Source organism: Plantibacter sp. ME-Dv--P-122b (assembly GCF_030209375.1).
Classification (GTDB): Bacteria; Actinomycetota; Actinomycetes; order Actinomycetales; family Microbacteriaceae; genus Plantibacter.
In genome coordinates this window covers 16,671-35,277 of the sequence record NZ_JARVSC010000006.1, presented here as the reverse complement: position 1 = coordinate 35,277, position 18,607 = coordinate 16,671, and the positions used below count along the sequence as shown (strand labels likewise).

Annotated in this window: 17 protein-coding genes; 5 read left to right on the top strand and 12 right to left on the bottom strand. The window is 70.2% G+C overall.

Features of this window, described 5'->3' with window-relative positions:
• Positions 1 to 17: 17 nt before the first annotated feature.
• The 3 genes from QRN19_RS13030 (at position 18) to QRN19_RS13020 (ending at position 5,291) form a co-directional block, all read left to right on the top strand.
• Complete coding sequence (locus QRN19_RS13030) at positions 18 to 1,307, top strand: O-acetylhomoserine aminocarboxypropyltransferase/cysteine synthase family protein (protein WP_285027376.1); 1,290 nt, start codon at positions 18 to 20, stop codon at positions 1,305 to 1,307.
• Between the two features lie 124 nt (positions 1,308 to 1,431).
• Positions 1,432 to 1,950: a CoA-binding protein gene (locus QRN19_RS13025; RefSeq protein WP_342365696.1), complete on the top strand. Its 519-nt coding sequence runs from the start codon at positions 1,432 to 1,434 to the stop codon at positions 1,948 to 1,950.
• A 62-nt stretch (positions 1,951 to 2,012) separates the two neighbouring features.
• Entirely contained in the window at positions 2,013 to 5,291 is a 3,279-nt protein-coding gene (locus tag QRN19_RS13020; protein WP_285027374.1) for an ATP-binding protein, read from the top strand.
• Between the two features lie 19 nt (positions 5,292 to 5,310).
• Here QRN19_RS13020 and QRN19_RS13015 read toward each other — a convergent pair whose 3' ends face one another.
• The gene (locus QRN19_RS13015; RefSeq protein ID WP_285027373.1) at positions 5,311 to 6,126 is read right to left on the bottom strand and encodes an ABC transporter permease; all 816 of its coding nucleotides are present in this window, start codon (positions 6,124 to 6,126) and stop codon (positions 5,311 to 5,313) included.
• Complete coding sequence (locus QRN19_RS13010) at positions 6,123 to 7,136, bottom strand: ATP-binding cassette domain-containing protein (RefSeq protein WP_285027371.1); 1,014 nt, start codon at positions 7,134 to 7,136, stop codon at positions 6,123 to 6,125. Before QRN19_RS13010 ends, QRN19_RS13015 begins: the two co-directional genes overlap by 4 nt.
• A gap of 179 nt (positions 7,137 to 7,315) precedes the next feature.
• Between QRN19_RS13010 and QRN19_RS13005 the strand changes: the two genes are divergently transcribed.
• Both QRN19_RS13005 and QRN19_RS13000 read left to right on the top strand, forming a co-directional pair.
• The gene (locus QRN19_RS13005) at positions 7,316 to 8,689 is read left to right on the top strand and encodes an L-serine ammonia-lyase (RefSeq protein ID WP_285027370.1); all 1,374 of its coding nucleotides are present in this window, start codon (positions 7,316 to 7,318) and stop codon (positions 8,687 to 8,689) included.
• Positions 8,690 to 8,761: 72 nt separating this feature from the next.
• Positions 8,762 to 9,223: a rhodanese-like domain-containing protein gene (locus QRN19_RS13000; RefSeq protein WP_285027368.1), complete on the top strand. Its 462-nt coding sequence runs from the start codon at positions 8,762 to 8,764 to the stop codon at positions 9,221 to 9,223.
• Between the two features lie 34 nt (positions 9,224 to 9,257).
• Here the strand turns inward: QRN19_RS13000 and QRN19_RS12995 are convergent, their stop codons facing one another.
• The 10 genes from QRN19_RS12995 to QRN19_RS12950 form a co-directional block, all read right to left on the bottom strand.
• Complete coding sequence (locus QRN19_RS12995; RefSeq protein WP_285027367.1) at positions 9,258 to 11,180, bottom strand: thioredoxin domain-containing protein; 1,923 nt, start codon at positions 11,178 to 11,180, stop codon at positions 9,258 to 9,260.
• Positions 11,181 to 11,201: 21 nt separating this feature from the next.
• The gene (locus tag QRN19_RS12990; protein ID WP_285027366.1) at positions 11,202 to 11,981 is read right to left on the bottom strand and encodes a DUF1684 domain-containing protein; all 780 of its coding nucleotides are present in this window, start codon (positions 11,979 to 11,981) and stop codon (positions 11,202 to 11,204) included.
• 132 nt (positions 11,982 to 12,113) lie between these two features.
• Complete coding sequence (locus tag QRN19_RS12985) at positions 12,114 to 13,049, bottom strand: ABC transporter substrate-binding protein (protein ID WP_079705431.1); 936 nt, start codon at positions 13,047 to 13,049, stop codon at positions 12,114 to 12,116.
• 89 nt (positions 13,050 to 13,138) lie between these two features.
• Complete coding sequence (locus tag QRN19_RS12980) at positions 13,139 to 13,945, bottom strand: ABC transporter permease (RefSeq protein WP_285027364.1); 807 nt, start codon at positions 13,943 to 13,945, stop codon at positions 13,139 to 13,141.
• On the bottom strand, positions 13,942 to 14,652 hold the full coding sequence (locus tag QRN19_RS12975) for an ABC transporter permease (protein ID WP_079705429.1): 711 nt from the start codon (positions 14,650 to 14,652) through the stop codon (positions 13,942 to 13,944). Before QRN19_RS12975 ends, QRN19_RS12980 begins: the two co-directional genes overlap by 4 nt.
• Positions 14,649 to 15,518 carry an ABC transporter ATP-binding protein gene (locus QRN19_RS12970; protein ID WP_285027363.1) on the bottom strand — a complete coding sequence of 290 codons (870 nt, stop codon included), beginning with the start codon at positions 15,516 to 15,518 and terminating at the stop codon, positions 14,649 to 14,651. Before QRN19_RS12970 ends, QRN19_RS12975 begins: the two co-directional genes overlap by 4 nt.
• Positions 15,519 to 15,841: 323 nt before the next feature.
• Positions 15,842 to 16,597 (bottom strand): ABC transporter permease, encoded by a 756-nt coding sequence (locus QRN19_RS12965; protein WP_285027362.1) that lies wholly within the window; start codon positions 16,595 to 16,597, stop codon positions 15,842 to 15,844.
• Positions 16,597 to 17,508, bottom strand: a complete 912-nt coding sequence (locus tag QRN19_RS12960; RefSeq protein WP_285027361.1) for an ABC transporter ATP-binding protein — start codon at positions 17,506 to 17,508, stop codon at positions 16,597 to 16,599. The genes QRN19_RS12965 and QRN19_RS12960 overlap by 1 nt, the downstream gene beginning before the upstream one ends.
• Positions 17,505 to 17,816, bottom strand: coding sequence for a transcriptional regulator (locus QRN19_RS12955; protein ID WP_285027359.1), 312 nt, complete (start codon positions 17,814 to 17,816; stop codon positions 17,505 to 17,507). Before QRN19_RS12955 ends, QRN19_RS12960 begins: the two co-directional genes overlap by 4 nt.
• 3 nt (positions 17,817 to 17,819) lie before the next feature.
• Complete coding sequence (locus QRN19_RS12950; RefSeq protein ID WP_285027357.1) at positions 17,820 to 18,482, bottom strand: hypothetical protein; 663 nt, start codon at positions 18,480 to 18,482, stop codon at positions 17,820 to 17,822.
• Positions 18,483 to 18,607: the final 125 nt, after the last annotated feature.

Genomic DNA, 18,607 nt, shown 5'->3' with positions numbered 1-18,607 from the left:
TCCGGTAGCGTGAACGCATGGCAGATCGTGAGTATGGCTTCCGCACGCGTGCGATCCACGCGGGCAACATCCCCGACCAGGTGACCGGCGCACGGGCGCTGCCCATCTACCAGTCGAGCGCCTTCGTCTTCGACGACACCGCCGACGCCGCCGCGCGCTTCGCCCTGCAGAAGTACGGGAACATCTACTCCCGCCTGGCCAACCCGACGGTCGCGAGCTTCGAGGAGCGCATCGCCAGCCTCGAGGGCGGCCTCGGTGCCGTCGCGACCGCCTCCGGCCTCGCCGCGCAGTACATCACCTTCGCCTCGCTGGCGGGGCAGGGCGACCACATCGTCGCCTCGGCCAACCTCTACGGCGGCTCGATCACGCAGCTCGACGTCACCCTCCGCCGGTTCGGCATCGAGACCACCTTCGTGCAGTCGTCCGACGCCGCCGACTACGCCGCCGCCATCCAGGAGAACACGAAGCTCGCCTTCGCCGAGACGGTCGCGAACCCGTCGGGCGAGATCGCCGACATCGAGGGCCTCGCCGACGTCGCGCACGCGCACGGCATTCCGCTCATCATCGACTCGACCATCGCGACGCCCTACCTCAACCGCCCGATCGAGTGGGGTGCCGACATCGTCACGCACTCCGCCACCAAGTTCCTCGGCGGGCACGGCACGACCCTCGGTGGCGTCGTCGTCGAGAGCGGGCGCTTCGACTGGAACACCGACAAGTTCCCTCTGTTCGGTCAGCCCGTCCCGAGCTACGGCGGCCTGCAGTGGTCGGGCAACTTCGGCGAGTACGCCTTCCTCACCCGGCTTCGCGCCGAGCAGCTCCGCGACATCGGCCCGGCGCTCGCACCGCACTCGGCCTTCCTGCTCGCCCAGGGCGTCGAGACGTTGCCGTTCCGGATCCAGGCCCACGTCGACAACGCGCGGATCGTCGCCGAGTGGCTCGACGCCGACCCGCGCATCGCCGCCGTCAACTGGGCCGGACTCCCGGCTCACCCGCACCACGAGCGCGCGAAGAAGTACCTGCCGAAGGGGCCGGGCTCGGTCTTCAGCTTCGAGGTGAAGGGTGGCCGTCAGGTCGGCCAGAAGCTCATCGAGTCCGTCGACCTCGCGAGCCACCTGGCCAACATCGGCGACGCGAAGACGCTCATCATCCACCCCGCATCGACGACCCACGCACAGCTCTCCGACCAGCAACTCGTCGACGCCGGGGTGCTACCGGGCATCGTCCGGCTGAGCGTCGGCATCGAGGACCCTGACGACATCATCTACGACCTCGACCAGGCGCTCGCCGCCGCGGTGAAGGAGTAATGGCATGAGCACTTCGACAAGCTCAGTGACCGGTGTGGACGCGACCGAGACCGGTGTGGACACGACCGAGACCGGTGTGGACACGACCGAGACGGTCCGGCTCACCAACGGCCTCACCTGCTCGCTGCCCGCCGATTCGCCACTCGCGAAGCTCCTGCGTTCGCAGCGCACCTGGGCCGGCCCCGACGCGAAGGCCCGCCTGAAGCTCCTCCGTGAGGCGAAGTCCGTCGCGATCGTCGGCGCCTCCCCGAACCCGGCGCGTTCCTCCTACTTCGTGGGCACCTACCTGCAGCAGTCGAGCGACTTCCGGATCTACTTCGTGAACCCGAACGCCACGGAGATCCTCGGCCAGCCTGCCTACCCCGACCTCGCCTCCCTGCCGGAGGTACCCGACATCGTCGACGTCTTCCGCAAGGCGAGCGACATCCCCCAGGTCATCGACGAGGTCGTCGCCATCGGAGCACCGACCGTCTGGGTGCAGCTCGGCATCTGGAACCAGGAGGCGGCCGAATACGGCGAGTCGAAGGGTCTGAACGTCGTCATGGACCGCTGCATCAAGGTGGAGCACGCCCGGTTCCACGGTGGCCTCCACCTGCTCGGCTTCGACACCGGCCAGATCACCGCCCGCAAGACCCTGCGCTGACGGCAGTCCGGCTCACGACGACTCGGCCGGCTCCGGGATACCGCCCTGGATACACTCGTGACGTGCCTGCGTCGAACCTCCGAGTGACCGTCCTGGGACCGGTGCTCGTCGAGGGACGCACCGGTCGGCTCGTCGAACCCGGCGGCCGGCTCGCCACAGCGCTGGTGACCATCCTGGTCCTCGCCGACGGGCGCGCCGTGTCGACAGCCGCCCTCATCGACGAGCTGTGGGACGACGCGCCGCCCACGGGTGCCAAAGCCGCACTGCAGACCCTGGTCTCACGGGTGCGTGCCGTATCCGCCCCTGGCCTCATCGAATCGTCCGCGGCCGGCTACCGGCTCGCACTCGGACCCGAGGAGACCGACCTCGGTGCCGCGGCGACCATGTCGGACGCCGCGACGAGCGCGGTCCGCTCCGGAGACGCAGGCCTCGCCGGAGCACTCGCGCAGCAGGCGCTCGACCTCTGGGCAGGCGATCCCGGAGCGGCGCTCGATGACCGCATCGCCGACGAACTCGGCCGACGCGCTGAGCGTCTGCGCGACGAGCTGCGCCGGGTACGCGCACAGAGCAGGATCGAGCTGGGTGAGGGCGCCGCCGTGATCGCCGATCTCGAAGCCCTGTCGGCGGCCGATCCGCTCGACGACGCGACGCACCTCATGCTCTTCAACGCCTACGCTCAGAGCGGCCGACGCGCCGACGCCATGGGGCTCTTCGCCGACTACCGCGCCCGACTCCGCGACCGCCTGGGTGCGGATCCGGCGAGCGCCCTCGTCGCCGCGCACACCTCCCTGCTCCAGGAGGACACCGCGGGCGGTCACGCGACATCCACGGTCCCGTCGCCCGAACGGTCGGGACGCCTGGTTTCGGGGCTGCGGACGGCACCGAACGAGCTCATCGGTCGGGACGCCGACATCGAAGCGATCCGGTCGCTCATCGGCTCGACCCGGATGACGACGATCCTCGGTCCGGGTGGGCTCGGCAAGACGCGGGTGGCCCAGGAGATCGCGCGGCAGGCGACCGCGTCCACGCCGGGTGTGGTGTTCGTCGAACTCGCGAGCATCCGGGACGCGGCGGACCTGCCACTCGCCGTCGCGACAGCCCTGGGCATCAGGGAGGCGCCGAGTGCCCGTCGACTGAGCGAGGCACTGACCGCACACCCCGTCGAGTTGCACGACCGGATCATCGCCGCCCTCGCTGAGCGCCCGACCCTGCTCGTCATGGACAACTGCGAACACCTCGTCGACGCAGCGGCACGGTGGATCGCCGACGCCCTCGACTGGACCAGGGAGCTGCGCATCCTGGCCACGAGCCGGAGCCCGCTGTCGATCGCGGCCGAGCACGTGTACCGGCTCGACCCCCTGCCCGCCGGTGACGCGACGCTCCTCGAGGACGCCGGTCCAGCCGTCCGGCTGTTCGTCGAACGGGCCCGAGCGGCCCGCCCGGACGCCCACATCCCCCTCGCCGTGGCCGCACGGCTCTGCGCGAGGCTGGACGGCCTCCCCTTGGCGATCGAGCTTGCGGCGGCCCGCACCCGTTCCATGTCGGTCGACGAGGTCGAGCGTCGCCTCGGGAACCGGTTCGCCCTGCTCACCGCGGGCGACCGCAGCGCACCAGAGCGGCATCAGACGCTCCTGGCGGTGATCGATTGGAGCTGGAACCTGCTCGGCGAACGCGAGCGCATCGTCCTCCGACGTACGTCCCGATTCCCGGACGGCTTCGGCATCGACGCGGCGACCGCCGTCGCCGACGAGATCGACGACGTCCCGGAGGCGCTCGACGCCCTTGTCGGGCAGTCCCTCCTGACCGTCCGCGACGACCCGGCGACGGGGACGCTCCGCTTCCGGATGCTCGAGACCGTCCGCGAGTTCGGCATGCTCGCCCTCGATGAGGCGGGCGAAGGTGGGCGGGTCCTGGAGTCGACGCGGGCCTGGGCGATCGGACTCGCGGGTGCGCAGCTCCCGTCCATGCACGGGCCAGAGCAGCTCAGCGCGTTCGCCACCCTCGCGTTGGAGCAGGACACGCTCGTCGGCGTCCTGCGCGGTGGCATCGCCGACGAGCGGCACGACGTCGTCGCCTCCGTGTTCGCCGGGCTCGCCGTCTTCTGGACCATCCGCAGCGCGCACCAGGAGGTGCTCGTCTTCGGGGAGGCGGTCCTCGACGTCTTGCGTCGGCAGGACCCGCGCACCGTCACCGACGACGCGACAGCGGTCTCCTGCGCCGTCATCGCGGTGACGTTCCTCAGCACCGACTTCCGCACCTCGGCCCGTGCCATCGGTGCGCTGCGCCGGGTCGAGCGGGAGCGGGTGACGCAGCACCCGAGGATGCGCGCCCTCGTCGAACTCATGCTGTCCGCCGGCCGTGAGGAGCGGGCGCTGGAACTCATGCAGGAGTACCGGAACGCACCCGACCCGCAGGTCGCGAACGTCGGCAACCTCCTCGCCGCGCAGATGGCCGAGAACAGCGGTGACCCGCGCAGCGCCGAGGCGGCAGCGCTGCGCGCGAACGAGCTCTCCCATGCCATCGGCGACGTCTGGGGAGCGGCGATGAGCGCCCACATGCTGGCCCAGCTGCACAGCCAGAACGCGGAGCCGACGGAGGCGCTGCGTTGGGCCTCCGACGCGGCGTCCGGTCTGCGCGCCGTGGGGGCGGACGCCGACCTCCGGCAACTCGACTGGCTCGTCGCACTCGGCGACGTCGCGCGCGGCGAGTTCACCGCCGCGACGGACGTCCTCGAACGATTCCTCGGAGACGACGTCGCCGACTCCGCGTTCGCGCCGATCCCCGAGCGCCGATCGATCGTCTGGGCCGGCCTCGCCGAGGTCGCACGCGCACAGGGCGATCTGCGACGCGGCGCCGAGCTGTACGACCTCGCCCTCGGCTCGTTCGCAGCGGCGGAGTCGCGCCGCTCCCCCTGGTTCGCCCTCGTCACCGCGGCGGCGCTCGCCGCAGCCGTGCTCGACGACACCCACGAGGACGCCTGGCTCGGACGGATCGCACGTCGCCTCCGCACCCGGACCGTCGCGCTCGGTCGACTGCTCCCCAACCGGTTCGACCGTCCGGTGCTCGGTTCCGGAGTTCTCGCCCTCGGCTCCTGGTACGCGCGGTCCGAGGATCCTGCGGTCCGCAGCGCGGGTGTCGAACTCGTGGCACTCGCTGCGCGCCTGGCGTCACGTCAGGACATTCCGTCCCTGGTGCGAGCCCAGCACGAGCGAGCCGTGACGGATCGATCGACGGCGCCGGACCTGGAGCGTCAGGCTGCCGAGGTGGCACCGCTCACCGTCGACGAGAGCGCCGCCAGGGCCCTGGAGCTGCTCAGCAGCAAGGCCCTGGCGGCGCGGTAGTCCGGGCGCCCGGAGCGCGTCAGGCGCGGCGCATGTACGCCCGCACGGTGAGCGGTGCGAACACCGCGACGATGACGGCCGCCCCGAGGAGTGCGAGCCAGGCGTCAGCGCCGAAGACGCCCGTGTTCGCGAGGTCCCGCACCGCCGTCACGAGGTGCGAGACCGGGTTCACGTTCACGAAGCCCTGGAGGAAGCTGGGCATCGTCTCCGGGTTCACGAAGGCGTTCGAGAGGAACGTCAACGGGAACAGCACGAGGAAGGAGATGCCCTGCACACTGCTGGCGCTTCGGGCGATGACCCCGAAGAACGCGAAGATCCAGCTGATGGCCCAGGCGCAGACGATCACGAGGAGCCCGGCGAGGGCCACGAAGCCGATGCCGCCCTCCGGTCGGTACCCCATGACGAAGCCCATCGCGAAGGTGAGCGTGGTGGCGATCGTGTACCGCACCGTGTCGGCCAGCAGGGCACCGGCCAGGGGTGCGATACGGGCGATGGGCATCGACTTGAAGCGGTCGAACACACCCTTGTCCATGTCCTCGCGGAGTTGGATGCCGGTCACGACCGAGGTCGTGATGACGGTCTGGACCAGGATGCCCGGGATGATGATCGGCAGATAGCTCGCGACGTCGCCGGCGATCGCGCCGCCGAAGATGTACGTGAACATCAGCGTGAAGATGATCGGCTGGACCGTCACGTCGATCAGCTGCTCGGGCGTGCGCTTGATCTTGAGCAGTCCGCGGTACGCCATGGTGAAGGAGTTGCGGACCGTCTGCGAGAGGCTGACGTGGTTCCGGAGGGACCGTTCTGTGGCCGGGGTGATGGTGATCGTACTCATGCGTGGACCTGCTCTGCGGTGTCGAGGGAATCGGTGTCGGACGCGGCGTCGGCGTCGTCCGCCTCGACGCCGTGCCCGGTGAGGGTGAGGAAGACCTCGTCGAGTGTCGGCTTCTGGACACTCATCTCGGCGAGCCGGATCCCGGCCTCCCGGAGGGTGATGAAGAGGTCGGTCACAGCGTCGGGGTCGCGCATCGGAGCCGTGATGCGGGTGGCCTCCGGCGAGACGATGGTGTCGACACCGAGGACACTCGAGATGACCCGACGCGCATCCTCCAGGTCGGCAGGGTCCGCGAGCCGCAGCTGCAGCGACGACTCCCCGACGGACGCCTTCAGCTCGTCGGAGGTGCCCTCGGCGACCACGAGACCGCGGTCGATGACGGCGATCCGGTCGGCGAGCTGGTCCGCCTCGTCGAGGTACTGGGTGGTCAGGAGGACGGTCGAGCCCGTCGCGACGAGGCGGCGGATCGTGTCCCACATCTGCGCGCGGGTCCGCGGGTCGAGGCCCGTGGTCGGCTCGTCGAGGAAGATGAGCGGCGGCTGGGCGATGAGGCTCGCCGCGAGGTCGAGCCGACGACGCATGCCGCCGGAGAACTTCTTGAGGGGCCGGGACGCCGCGTCGCTCAGGCCGAACTCCTCGAGGAGTTCCGCGCTCTTGCGCTTCGCCTCCGCACGGCCGAGTCCGAGCAGTCGGGAGAAGATGACGAGGTTCTCCGTGGCCGAGAGGTTCTCGTCGACGGACGCGAACTGCGCGGTCACGCCGATGAGCTGGCGGACGACCTGCGACTCCCGCTGGATGTCGTGTCCGAAGACGGAGGCGGTGCCGGCGTCGGGACGCAGGAGCGTCGCCAGCATGCTGATGGTGGTGGTCTTGCCGGCGCCGTTCGGGCCGAGGACGCCGTAGACGGTGCCGGTGCGGACCGAGAGGTCGACGCCGTCGACCGCCCGGTTGTCGCCGAAGGTCTTCACGAGGCCATGGGCTTCGATCGCCCAGTCGGAGCTGATGCTCATGCGGATGCCTTTCGAAATCAGGTGTCGGCCGCCGGTGGGCGACCCGGACACCAGTGTGGGCGGGGGCACTCACGGATCACTCACCTGTCGCTGACACCCGCTGACGACCGCTGACACCGCACCCGGCGTCGAAGACGCTTAGAGTGAGAGGAGCCAGTCGCACCGAAGGGGGTCGTCCAGTGACCGCATACGTGTCCGCGTTCGACCTCTTCTCCATCGGGATCGGGCCGTCCAGCTCGCACACGGTCGGACCGATGCGGGCGGCTCTGGCCTTCGCCACCGGGCTCGCGGACGACGGCCTGCTCGACCGGGTCGACCGCGTCACGTGTTCGTTGTACGGGTCGCTGGGCGCGACCGGGATCGGTCACGGGACTCCCGACGCCGTCGTCGCAGGACTGCAGGGACTCACCCCCGAAGCGTGTGATCCGGCCGAGGTCCGCCGTGCCTGGAGCGACCACCTCGATGGCGCTCCGCTCACGCTCGCCGGGACCCGCCCCATCGCGTTCTCGAAGGACGACGTCTCGTTCGTGCCGAGGACCAGACTCCCGGGCCACCCGAACGCCATGACCCTCCACGCCTGGGATCAGCGGAGCGACCTCCCGGTCCGCTCCGAGACGTACTACTCCGTCGGCGGCGGCTTCATCCGTCGTGACGGCGACGACCCAAGCACGGTGCTGCCCTCGACACCCGTTCCGATGCCGTTCCGGACCGCGGAGGCGCTCATCGGGCTCTGCGACGAGACGGGGCTGCCGATCGATGCGATCGCCAGACGGAACGAGGAGGCCATGCGGTCCGCGGTCGAGGTCGACGCCGGCCTGGACGCCATCTGGGCGGCCATGCACGAGTGCGTGACCGCCGGGCTCGCCGACACCGGCACGCTCCCGGGCGGTCTCGGCGTCAAGCGCCGGGCACGTGCCGTCCGTGAGCGCCTCGACGTGGCCGAGGCCGAGAGCGGGCGCGAGTTGCCCACGGAGTGGTTGCACGCGTTCGCCCTGGCGGTGAACGAGCAGAACGCCTCGGGCGGGCGGGTCGTGACCGCACCCACGAACGGGGCTGCGGGGATCATCCCGGCCGTCGGGAGTTACTACCTCCGGTTCGTTCCTGGCGCCTCGCTCGACGGGATCCGTCGGTACCTGCTCACGGCGACCGCCATCGGCTCGCTCTTCAAGGCGAACGCGTCCATCTCCGGGGCCGAGGGCGGCTGCCAGGCCGAGGTCGGCTCGGCCTGCGCCATGGCCGCCGGCGCCCTGTGCGCCGTCCTCGGCGGCACACCGCGTCAGGTCGAGAACGCCGCGGAGATCGCGATGGAGCATCACCTCGGCCTCACGTGCGACCCGGTGGGCGGGCTCGTCCAGGTCCCGTGCATCGAACGCAACGCGATCGCCTCCTCGACGGCCGTCAGCGCCGCACGCCTGTCGCTGCACGGTGACGGGACGCACCTGGTGTCGCTCGACACCGTGATCGAGACCATGCGCCAGACCGGCGTCGACATGTCGACGAAGTACAAGGAGACGAGCGAGGGCGGGCTCGCGGTCAACGTCATCGAGTGCTGAACCGCGGCGTCGTGTGACCGCGTGTTGCCGACCACCGTGGTCATCCGGGCCGCTGCCTCCTACGGTGGGCCCATGACCTCCACGCACGCGCCGTTCCTGGTGGACCCGCTCGTCTCCACCCAGTGGCTCGCGGACCACCTCGGCAGCGAGAGCCTCATCGTCCTCGACGCGAGTGTCGTCGAGCTGCCTGCGCTGGACGGCGGCCCGGTACGACTGGTGAGCGGCTACGACCTGTACCTCTTCGACGGCCATGTGCCCGGCGCCGTGTTCGTCGAGCTGCTCGACACAGGCCAGGGGCTCGGAGCGTCCTCGTCGGACGAGATCCGACGCGGTGCGCAGGCCATCGGTGTCACGGAGCAGCACACGCTCGTCCTGTACGACCAGCTGGACGGGCGTTCCGCCGAGCGCCTCCGTGCGGCGCTGGCCGGAGCCGGGTACGAACGCGTCGCACTCCTCGACGGCGGACTCGGGCGCTGGCGCTCCGAAGCCCGCGAGCTGCGGTTCGGCCGTCCGGACGGCTCGTTCGGAGCCTGACCCACCCGAGTGTGGGTTCGACGGGCGCGCCGGATCAGCGGGCGTCGAGCTGCGCCACGTCCGTCACGGGGAGGCGGCAGACGAAGTCACGGCAGTGGTAGGCGGTCAGGCGGCCGTCCCGACTCGTCCGTCCGGCGAAGACGTCGAACCCGCTCGTCGCCCAGGCCGTCGCCTGCCGCTCGGAGACCACCGCCACCACATCGTCGCGACGCGTCCTGACCGCGTCGCGCATCGCCTGGTCCGCCGTCGCGCGATCCACATCCTCGTCCGCCCCCGAGTCCGCCCGATCCGGCCCGACGACGATCAGTTGCGACGCCGGCCCGGTGAGCGAGGCCGCCAGGCCCAGGGTCGTACCGAACGCGGTCGGCGCAGACGACGCGGCCGCCGCAGCGAATCGGACCGCGCCCTCAGCGGCGTCCCGAAACCGGCCGTCGCCCGTGAGCTGGTAGAGCAGCAGCGACGCGCGTCCGAGCGAGGATATCCCCGAGGGATACGCGCCCTCCGACGGGTCGCCGTCGATCCGCATGCCCTGAGCCGACAGCACCGGGTCACCGCCGCCCGGCAGGATGAAGCCGGCCACGGTGGCGGAGGAGGCGTCGGTCGCCGTCTCGTCGGGCAAGCACCGGTCGACGAGGTCGCGGGCGACCTCCGCGTAGCGGACCTCGCCCGTCGCGAGGCCGAGGCGCAGGAGCCCCTCCGCGAGCATGCCGTAGTCCTCGAGGTCTGCCGCGGCGCCCGACCGCCGTTCCTCGAGCGAGGCCCGGGCGAGTGTGCCGTCCGAGCCGAGGTGGTCCTCGAGCACCGCGTCCGCCGCCCACCTCGCTGATTCGAGCCACTCAGAGCGGTCGAAGACCGTCGAGGCCTCCGACAGCGCGCCGATCGCGAGCCCGTTCCACCCGGTGAGCACCTTGCTGTCCACGGCCGGCGGGGTCAGCGTCGCCCGGCCGTCCGCATCGCGGCGGTAGTACCCGCCCTCCGACCGCACGCCGTCGACGACGCTCTCGGAGTCCTGCGCCGACCCGAAGCCGCCGCTCGGCTGCTGCAGCGTGCCGATGAGGAACTCCGCGATCCCTGCGGCGACGCTGGCCGCCCACGAGCTCGGGCGCTCGGCCCAGGCCCGCGTGTACGCGGTCAGGAGGAGCGCGTTGTCCGTCAGCATGCGTTCGTAGTGTGGCTCGGTCCAGTCCCGGTTGACCGCGTACCGGAAGAACCCGCCTTCGACCGGATCCCGGAGCGCCGAGGCCCCCATCGTCCTGAGGGTCCGTTGCGCGAGGTCGACCCCGCGGCGGGCGGTCTCCCCGTCGCGCGGTGTCAGCAGGAAGTCGAACAGCGGGGCCATCGGGAACTTCGGGGCCGTGCCGAAGCCGCCGAGCTCCTGGTCCTCCAGCGCCTCGACCGCCACGATCGCCGCGTCGAGGTCAGCGGGCGCCGGCAGCGGGGCGTCATCCGTGGACGACATCGTCTCGGCGATCGCCCGCGCGAGTCCGTCGGCGCTCGCGACGACCTGCTCCCGTCGCTCGGTCCACGCGACGCGGACGGCTTCGAGCACCTGCGGGAACGATGGATGCCCGCGGAGCGGCACGGGAGGCGAATAGGTCCCCGCGTGGAAGACGTGTCCGCGCGGTGTCACGAAGACGTTGAGCGGCCAACCCAGGTCACGGGTGAATGCGCCAGCGGCGGCGAGGTAACTCGCGTCGACGTCGGGATGCTCTTCGCGGTCGACCTTCACCGCCACGAAGTCACGGCGGAGGAGCTCGGCGATGCGCTCGTCCGAGAACGACTCGCGTGCCATGACGTGACACCAGTGGCACGTCGAGTAGCCGATCGAGACGAGCAGGGGGACGTCACGACGGGCCGCCTCGGCGAAGGCCTCGGGCCCCCACGGGTACCAGTCGACCGGCTGCTCGGCGTGCGATCGGAGGTACGGGCTCATCGCATCGGCGAGCCGGTTCGTCATGCGGGGACCGTCGCCCGGAGCCTACTGGCCGAGCGGCAGTCGCTCGCCCGCCGTGATCCGCGTGCGGAGCCGGTTGTTCGACGCAGGCAGCGGGCACACATAGTGGTCGCTGAACGCGCACGGCGGCAGGTACGCGCGGTTGAAGTCGACGAGGACATGGCCGTCCGCGGTCGGGGCAGGCATGCTGATGAACCGGAACCGGTAGCTCTCGTCGCCACTCGTACCGTCGGAGAAGACCGCCCAGAGGCCGTTCGGGCCACCCGTGACCGTCAGCGACACCGCTTCATCGCCGAGCTCGAACTCGACCCGACCGACGGGGGTCTCGGTCGTGACGTGGCCGTCGATCGACTCGGTCTCGACCGTCACCCCCGGGGACGGCACGAACCGTGCCGGACGGATCCAGGCGACGTCGGGGGCGAACGCGCTGATGCCTGCGAGCGAGGTCCGCGTCGGCGCCTCAGGGTCGAGCACGCGGAGGGCGTAGACGCCGTCCCGCTCCATCCCTCGGAGCAGCGCATCGCCGAAGTGCAGTTCGTCGCCGTGGACGAGCTCGACGCGGTCGGTCATGATCTGTGCGCCACTCGGCGTGGTCAGTCCGGTGCCCGTGAGCCGCTCACCGACGATGCCCGTCGCGTCCGCACGCCAGGTGCCCGGCGCGCCCTCGAGGGCGGTCGCCTCCTCGGTCAGCCAGTGGGTGAACCGGAGGGCGGCGATACCGTGGGGTGCCCGGACGGAACGCTCGCGAGCGGTGTGCCAGGCGGTCCAGGACGCGATGAACTCTGCGGGGGTCTCGGAACTCATACCCTGACGCTACCAACTCCTCGGGTGTCGAAGACCCCCTGGACATCCGGCTGCGGCCGGATGCGCTCCCCGCGAACAGCGCGATGGCGCCGCCCGGTGAACCGGACGACGCCATCGACGTGTGGCTGCTGCTCAGCTGAAGAGCTTCTTGTCCTTCAGCCAGTCGGCCGCGAGGGTCTTCGGAGCGGCCTTCTCGTCGCCCTGGTTGCGGGCGTTGAGCTCGATGAGGTCCTCGGTGGTCAGCTCCGCGGACACGGCGTTCAAGACCTCCTTGACCTTGTCGCTCGCCTTGGCCGAGTTGATCAGCGGCAGGACGTTCTGCGGGAGGATCAGGTTCTCCGGGTCCTCGAGCGTCACGAAGTCGTTCTCGGTGATCGACGGGGTCGTGGTGTAGATGTCGGCGAGCTGGACGGTGCCGTCGAGCAGGGCCGCGGTGGTCTGTGCGCCGCCGCCGTCGCTGATCGGGACGAAGGTGAGCTTGTCGGCGGGGACGCCGTACACCTCGGTCAGGCCCTTCGGGCCGTACGGGCGCTCAGCCAGCTCGGGTGCGCCGCCGATGGCCAGCGGGATGGTGAGGGCCGCGAGGTCGGCGAGGCTCGTGACGTTGTTCGCCTCGCTGAACTCCTTCGTGACGTTGTAGGAGTCCTTGTCCTCCGCCTTGGACTGGTCGAGGACCTCGTAGCCCTTCGGCGTGGCCTCCTGGAGGGCGGAGTAGACCTCGTCGCTCGACGTGGCCGTGGCGGAGTCGTCGAAGAACTGCAGCAGGTTACCGCTGTAGTCGGGGACGAGGTCGATCGAGCCGTCTTCGAGCGCTGCGATGTAGACGTCGCGCGCGCCGATGTTGAGGGACTCGGCCGTCTTGATGTCGTTGGCCTCGAGCGCCTGGATGTAGATCTGGGCGATGATCTCCGACTCGGGGAATCCGGCGGAACCGACCGTGATCGTGTCGGATGCCGCGGTCTCCCCGGCGGTCGGGTCGCCTGCGGAGCAGGCGCTGAGCGCGAGGGCTGCGACGGCGGTCGCGGCGATGCCGACGGCGAGGCGTCGACCCTGTCGAACTGTGAACATGGTGTTTCCTATCTGTGATGGGCGAGAACGGTGGTGCCGTTGTGGGTCTGGGAGCCGGGCGGTGCTGTCGCCCGGGATGGTTGAACGCGTCAGTTGTTGCGATATGCCGCGGTCTGCATGTTCGCCTCCGCTTCTGCGACGACGGGGTCTGGTGCGGTGGACCGGTCGCCGCCGGTGGCGGCGTGACCCCGGGTCTCGTCGACCCGCGTGTGGGTCGCCTGGACACCGCGCGGTACGACGGCGCGCTGCAGCAGGGAGAAGACGCCCTCGAGGAGGAGGGCGAGCACGATGATGATGATCGAGCCGGCGAGCATCTGCGCGTAGTCCCGTACCGGGAGGCCGTCGAGGATGTAGCGACCGAGACCGGGGCCGTTGGTGAGGAACGCGACGACGGTGGCGGTCGCGATCGTCTGCAGGACCGCCGAGCGGACACCGCCGATCATGAGCGGGAGTGCCAGCGGGATCTCCACCTTGCCGAGGATCTGCCACTCGTTCATCCCGACGGCACGCGCGGCGTCGACGGTCTGGCGGTCGATCGACTCGACCCCGCCGTACGCACCGGCGAGGACGGGCGGGACGGCGAGCACGACGAGGGCCGTGATCGCCGGGACGAGACTCGTGCTGGAGAAACCCCACCCGAGGGTGATGAGCGCGAGGAGCGAGAGCAGGCCGAGGGTCGGCAGCGCCCGGAGCGCGCCGGTGATCGCGACCGCGACCTCCCGTCCCTTCCCCGTGTGCCCGATGAGGAGCCCGAGCGGGATCGCGATGACGCAGGCGATGAGGACGGTCAGGCCGGTCACGGCCAGGTGCTGGAGCACCCGCACGGGGATGCCGCCCGGGCCTTCCCAGTGCGCGGGGTCGAAGATCCAGGCGAAGGCCGCGAGGAAGTTGATCATGCTGCTCCTCCCCCGGCGGTGGCCAGCTCACGGGCTTCGGTGGCGGCGCGGCGACGACGGATCGCGCCCTTCGAGCTGATGCGCGTCCACGGCATGAGGAGCCGACCGAGGAGCACCAGGAGGACGTCGAACACGATCGCGATCACGACCGTCCCGACGATGCCGGTCAGGATCTCGATCGGGAACTGCCGGTTGTAGCCGTCGGTGAAGAGGTAGCCGAGGTTCGTCACGCCGATGAGGGCGCCGACGCTCAGCAGGCTGATGGTGCTCGCGGAGACGACCCGGATGCCGGCGAGCATGAGCGGGCCGGCGAGCGGGAACTCGACCCGCCAGAACCGCTGGCCGGTGGAGAACCCCACGGCCTGTGCGGACTGCCGGACCCCGGCGTCGACGGCGTCGAGGGCATCGGCGACCGTGCGGACGAGCAGGGCCACGGCGTAGATGGTGAGCGCGATCACGACGTTCGCCGGATCGAGGATCTTCGTGCCGATGAGGGACGGCATGAGGACGAACAGCGGCAGGGACGGGATCGCGTAGAGGATGCCGCTCAACGTGAGCAGCACGCCTCGCGACCACCGGTACCGGTGTGCGAGCCAGCCGAGGGGCAGGGAGATGAGGAACCCCAGGATGATCGGGGGCAGGCTCAGTTGGACATGGGTGAGGGTGAGGTCCCAGATCATGTCCCAGTTCGCGATGACCCAGCTCATGTGGAGGCGCCGTCCTTCCGGACGTCGAGGCCCGGGCGGTCGCCTGCGCCGCGCCCGGCTCCGAGGACCCCGGCGGGCCGGCCCGACTCGTCGACGACGACGTCGCGTCCGTCGACGCGCTCGACGTGCAGGGTCCGCTGGCCCCGGTCGGCGCCGATGAACTGGGCGACGAAGTCGTCGGCCGGGTTGGCGACGATCTCGGCGGGCGTGCCGACCTGGGCGATGTGGCCGCCCTTCTGCAGGATGACGACCTGGTCGCCGAGGAGGAAAGCCTCGTCGATGTCGTGGGTGACGAACACGATCGTCTTCGCGATGTCGCGCTGCAGCCGGAGCAGCTCCCGCTGGAGCTCGGCACGCACGAGGGGGTCGACGGCGCCGAACGGCTCGTCCATGAGCAGGATGTTCGGGTCGATCGCGAGGCCTCGTGCGACGCCGACGCGCTGCTGCTGGCCGCCGGACAGTTGGCTCGGGTACCGGTCGGCGAGCGCGCGGTCGAGTCCGACGGTGTCGAGGAGGGTGAGGGCGTCCGCCCGGGCCTGCTTCTTGTTGACGCCGGTGAGCATGGGCACCGTGGCCACGTTGTCGATCACGGTGCGGTGCGGGAGGAGACCGGAGTTCTGCATGACGTAGCCGATGCGGCGACGGAGACGGACGGGGTCGACGGCGGAGACGACCTCGTCGTCGATGACGATGCGTCCCTCGCTCGGATCGACCATGCGGTTGATCATCCGCAGGAGCGTGGTCTTGCCGCAGCCGGAGGACCCGACGAAGACGGTGGTGGACCGCGACGGGATCGTGAGGGAGAAGTCGTCGACCGCGAGGGTGCCGTCGTCGAAACGCTTGGAGACGTGTTCGAAGGAGATCATGCTGGACCGATGCCTCTTCTCTGCACGGCTGTTCGTGACAGGTCGTCTTCCAAGGGTCGTCGCCGCCGCGGTCGGTGGCTCGCTGAACGTCTCTCGGTCGGTGGTCCGAACCTACCGGAGGGCACTGACATCGCCCACCCCCTCGACACGTGTCGAAATACATGGCATGCGACGACGTGGGTGCGTCCGCCCGTGACCGGGTCCCCGGTGGTAGGCCCCGCCTCCATGCGGTGCGTCCGAGCGCCTGGCAGCCCGTGCACGGTGTGTGTCGACATATGACGGAACGCGGAGACGGCCGGTGCTCGCTGAGGAACCCGTCGACCTCAGCGGTAGCGGCGTCCCTCGTCGCGACGGTAGAGGGCGAGGACCACGACGGTCAGGACGAGCGTCCACGCCAGGACGCCGACCCACGACCACCATGGCAACTCGCCACCCTGGACCGCCCAGACGACGAGCTCCCGGGTCTGACGGCTCGGGAGGAACATCGACAGCCGGTCGAGCCACGGGGCGAAGAGGAACGGTGGGATGAACAGTCCGCCGGCGAAGGCCAACGAGAACATGACCACCTGCACCACCGCGATCGCGGCCTTGCTCGGGAGGGCGTACCCGATCGCGGTGCCGAGGAGCATGAACGGCAGGGCACCCACCAGGAGCGCCACGATGCCGCCGAGCAATCCCATCGGCGTCGTGGTGGCGGCGGTCAGGAGCGCTCCGAGCACGACCACCGGTAGGACGGCCGCGAACCCGAGGAGACCGACCGAGCACAGGTGGGAGAGGACACGAGCGATGCCCGTCACCGGAAGGGTGCGGAGGTACGGATCCCACGACTGCTCCCTCGCCTGGGCGATGGTCAGCCCGAAGCCGAACAGGGAGTTGGCGAGTACTGCGAAGACGATGAGGGAGATGACCGCCTGGGTGGCGACGACGGGATCGCCGGCGACCTGCGCCTGCGGGACGACGAAGAAGAGGAGTGAGAGCGCCGGGAAGACGAGCGAGCCGATCAGCGCGATCGGGACGCGCGCGGTCTCGAGCAGGGAGTACCGTGCGTGCAGGGCGGTGAGCTGGAGCGTCGTGGCCATCAGGCGGCGCTCCGTCCGACGTCTGCCCGGGCATCCGCGGTGAGGGTCAGGAACGCCTCCTCGAGAGTCGCTCCGCGCACGGCGAGATCGGTGAACGGGACCTCGGACCGGACGAGATCGCGCACGAACGCGTCGGCGTCGCGGACGTCCAGTTCGACGGCGTCCCCGTCCCGACTCACCTGGACGATCCCGGCGAGCCGCTCCACCGCCGTCGGGTCGGTGCTCCGGAGCCGCACCCGGTGGATACCGACGAGCCCGAGCACGTCGCGCAGTGGGGCATCGGTGACGACCCGTCCGTCGCCCAGCACCACGACGCGCTCGGCGAGCGCTTCGATCTCCTCGAGGTAGTGACTGGTGAGGACGATCGTCGCCCCGAGCTCGTGTTGTCGGCGGATCGCGTCCCAGAGGGTCCGGCGGGCGTCGACGTCGAGGCCCGTCGTCGGCTCGTCGAGGAGCACGAGACGCGGCCTGCCGACGAACGCGAGGGCGACCGCGAGGCGTCGCTGCTGGCCGCCCGAGAGCGAGCCCGTCTGGCGTCGGAGGAGGTCGCCGAAACCGAACTGCTCCGCCAGGGAGGCCGTCAGCACGCGGTCTGCGAAGTGCCGTCCGACGAAGTCGACGACCTCTCCCACCCGGAGCGTGGGCGGCAGTGCCGTCTCCTGCGGTGTCGATCCGAGCCGCGTGCGGTTGACCGCTTGGGCCGGATCGCCTCCGAAGAGGGTCACGGTGCCGGTCGTCGGACGTCGGGTGCCCTGCAGCAGGGAGAGCACGGTGGACTTGCCGGCGCCGTTGGGCCCGAGGAGCCCGACGAGCGAGCCCGGCTCGATACTGAGGTCGACGTCGTGCAGCGCGGTCACCTCGCCGTAGCGTCGTGTCACGCCCTCGAGGGTGGCCAGTGGTGTGATCGTCATGATGTCCCGGTTCCCGCCGCGCCGCCGAGCATCGCTCGGAGGCCGTTCATGTAGTCCTCGAACGCGCGGCGCCCGAGCGTGGTGAGTTCCAGGTAGGTGACCGGAGTGCGTCCCCGGTGGGTCTTCGTGACGAGGACGTAGTCGCCGTCCTCGAGTTTCCGCAGGTGTGTGGACAGGTTCCCGGCGGTCATGTCGAGCATCTCCTGCAGGCGGGGGAACGACATGCTGCTGTCCGCATCGATCGCCGCGAGCGTCGACATGATGCGCAGACGGGCCTGCGCGTGGATGAGGGGGTCGAGTTCGTCCATCGGTCACGCCGCCGATCGGTGGGCACGACGACGGCGGGTCGCTTCGAGGAAGGTCGCGTATACGAGGAACCCTCCTCCACCGGCGATGGCCATGATGAGCGCGTTGCCCGGCGAGCCGAAGAACGGCGCGGCCATGCCGACCACGATGATCCAGACACCCATGCCGTACATGAGGCGGTCGCGCCAGACTGCTCCACCTGCGAGGTAGAGCAGACCGACCACGAGGCTGTAGATGGCGGGGTAGAAGATGGCGGCGAGTGCCGGTGCCATCCCCGCAGCGAACAGGGCGCCTCCGAACACCGCCGCTGCCGTGCACCCGATCGCCCAGGCGATGCCGTACATGGTCCCCTGCACCTGCTGTGCTCCCTGGATCCCGCGCGACACGCGGGAGCCGATGATCGACGACGAGACGATGCCGCCCACCATCAGGATCCCGAAGAGCCATCCGGCGACCGTCGGCGGCGTGGTGAACCAGGGGTTCTCGTCGCTCGCGGACCAGAGCGCGAGGAACCCGACGGTCCACGCGACACCCCAGATGTACACGATCGCGATGGTGGGCCTCGTGAAGATGTCGTCGACACGGCTCGCCTGTCGCTCCTGCAGAGCGAGCATGGAGGCCGGGTCGAGCGCGTCCGAGCCGTCGGTGGGTTCCATCGGTGAAGTCATACCTACTTTGTAACGCAAACCACTCTGCAAGGCAACCCTGTTTGCAGATACATACGGGCACACCTCTCCCGGTCACTGAGCTTGTCGAAGTACCCACGAGGACGCCTCATCATCCCGGGCACACC

What these genes read in the sequence shown, in the direction of transcription:
- QRN19_RS12970 (WP_285027363.1), bottom strand. Translation starts at nt 15,518, where the DNA reads ATGATCTCCTTCGAACACGTCTCCAAGCGTTTCGACGACGGCACCCTC.
- QRN19_RS12960 (WP_285027361.1), bottom strand. Translation starts at nt 17,508, where the DNA reads ATGACGATCACACCACTGGCCACCCTCGAGGGCGTGACACGACGCTAC.
- QRN19_RS12995 (WP_285027367.1), bottom strand. Translation starts at nt 11,180, where the DNA reads ATGACGAACCGGCTCGCCGATGCGATGAGCCCGTACCTCCGATCGCAC.
- QRN19_RS12985 (WP_079705431.1), bottom strand. Translation starts at nt 13,049, where the DNA reads ATGTTCACAGTTCGACAGGGTCGACGCCTCGCCGTCGGCATCGCCGCG.
- QRN19_RS13010 (WP_285027371.1), bottom strand. Translation starts at nt 7,136, where the DNA reads ATGAGCATCAGCTCCGACTGGGCGATCGAAGCCCATGGCCTCGTGAAG.
- QRN19_RS13030 (WP_285027376.1), top strand. Translation starts at nt 18, where the DNA reads ATGGCAGATCGTGAGTATGGCTTCCGCACGCGTGCGATCCACGCGGGC.
- QRN19_RS12950 (WP_285027357.1), bottom strand. Translation starts at nt 18,482, where the DNA reads ATGACTTCACCGATGGAACCCACCGACGGCTCGGACGCGCTCGACCCG.
- QRN19_RS12975 (WP_079705429.1), bottom strand. Translation starts at nt 14,652, where the DNA reads ATGAGCTGGGTCATCGCGAACTGGGACATGATCTGGGACCTCACCCTC.
- QRN19_RS13000 (WP_285027368.1), top strand. Translation starts at nt 8,762, where the DNA reads ATGACCTCCACGCACGCGCCGTTCCTGGTGGACCCGCTCGTCTCCACC.
- QRN19_RS12965 (WP_285027362.1), bottom strand. Translation starts at nt 16,597, where the DNA reads ATGGCCACGACGCTCCAGCTCACCGCCCTGCACGCACGGTACTCCCTG.
- QRN19_RS12990 (WP_285027366.1), bottom strand. Translation starts at nt 11,981, where the DNA reads ATGAGTTCCGAGACCCCCGCAGAGTTCATCGCGTCCTGGACCGCCTGG.
- QRN19_RS13015 (WP_285027373.1), bottom strand. Translation starts at nt 6,126, where the DNA reads ATGAGTACGATCACCATCACCCCGGCCACAGAACGGTCCCTCCGGAAC.
- QRN19_RS12980 (WP_285027364.1), bottom strand. Translation starts at nt 13,945, where the DNA reads ATGATCAACTTCCTCGCGGCCTTCGCCTGGATCTTCGACCCCGCGCAC.
- QRN19_RS12955 (WP_285027359.1), bottom strand. Translation starts at nt 17,816, where the DNA reads ATGGACGAACTCGACCCCCTCATCCACGCGCAGGCCCGTCTGCGCATC.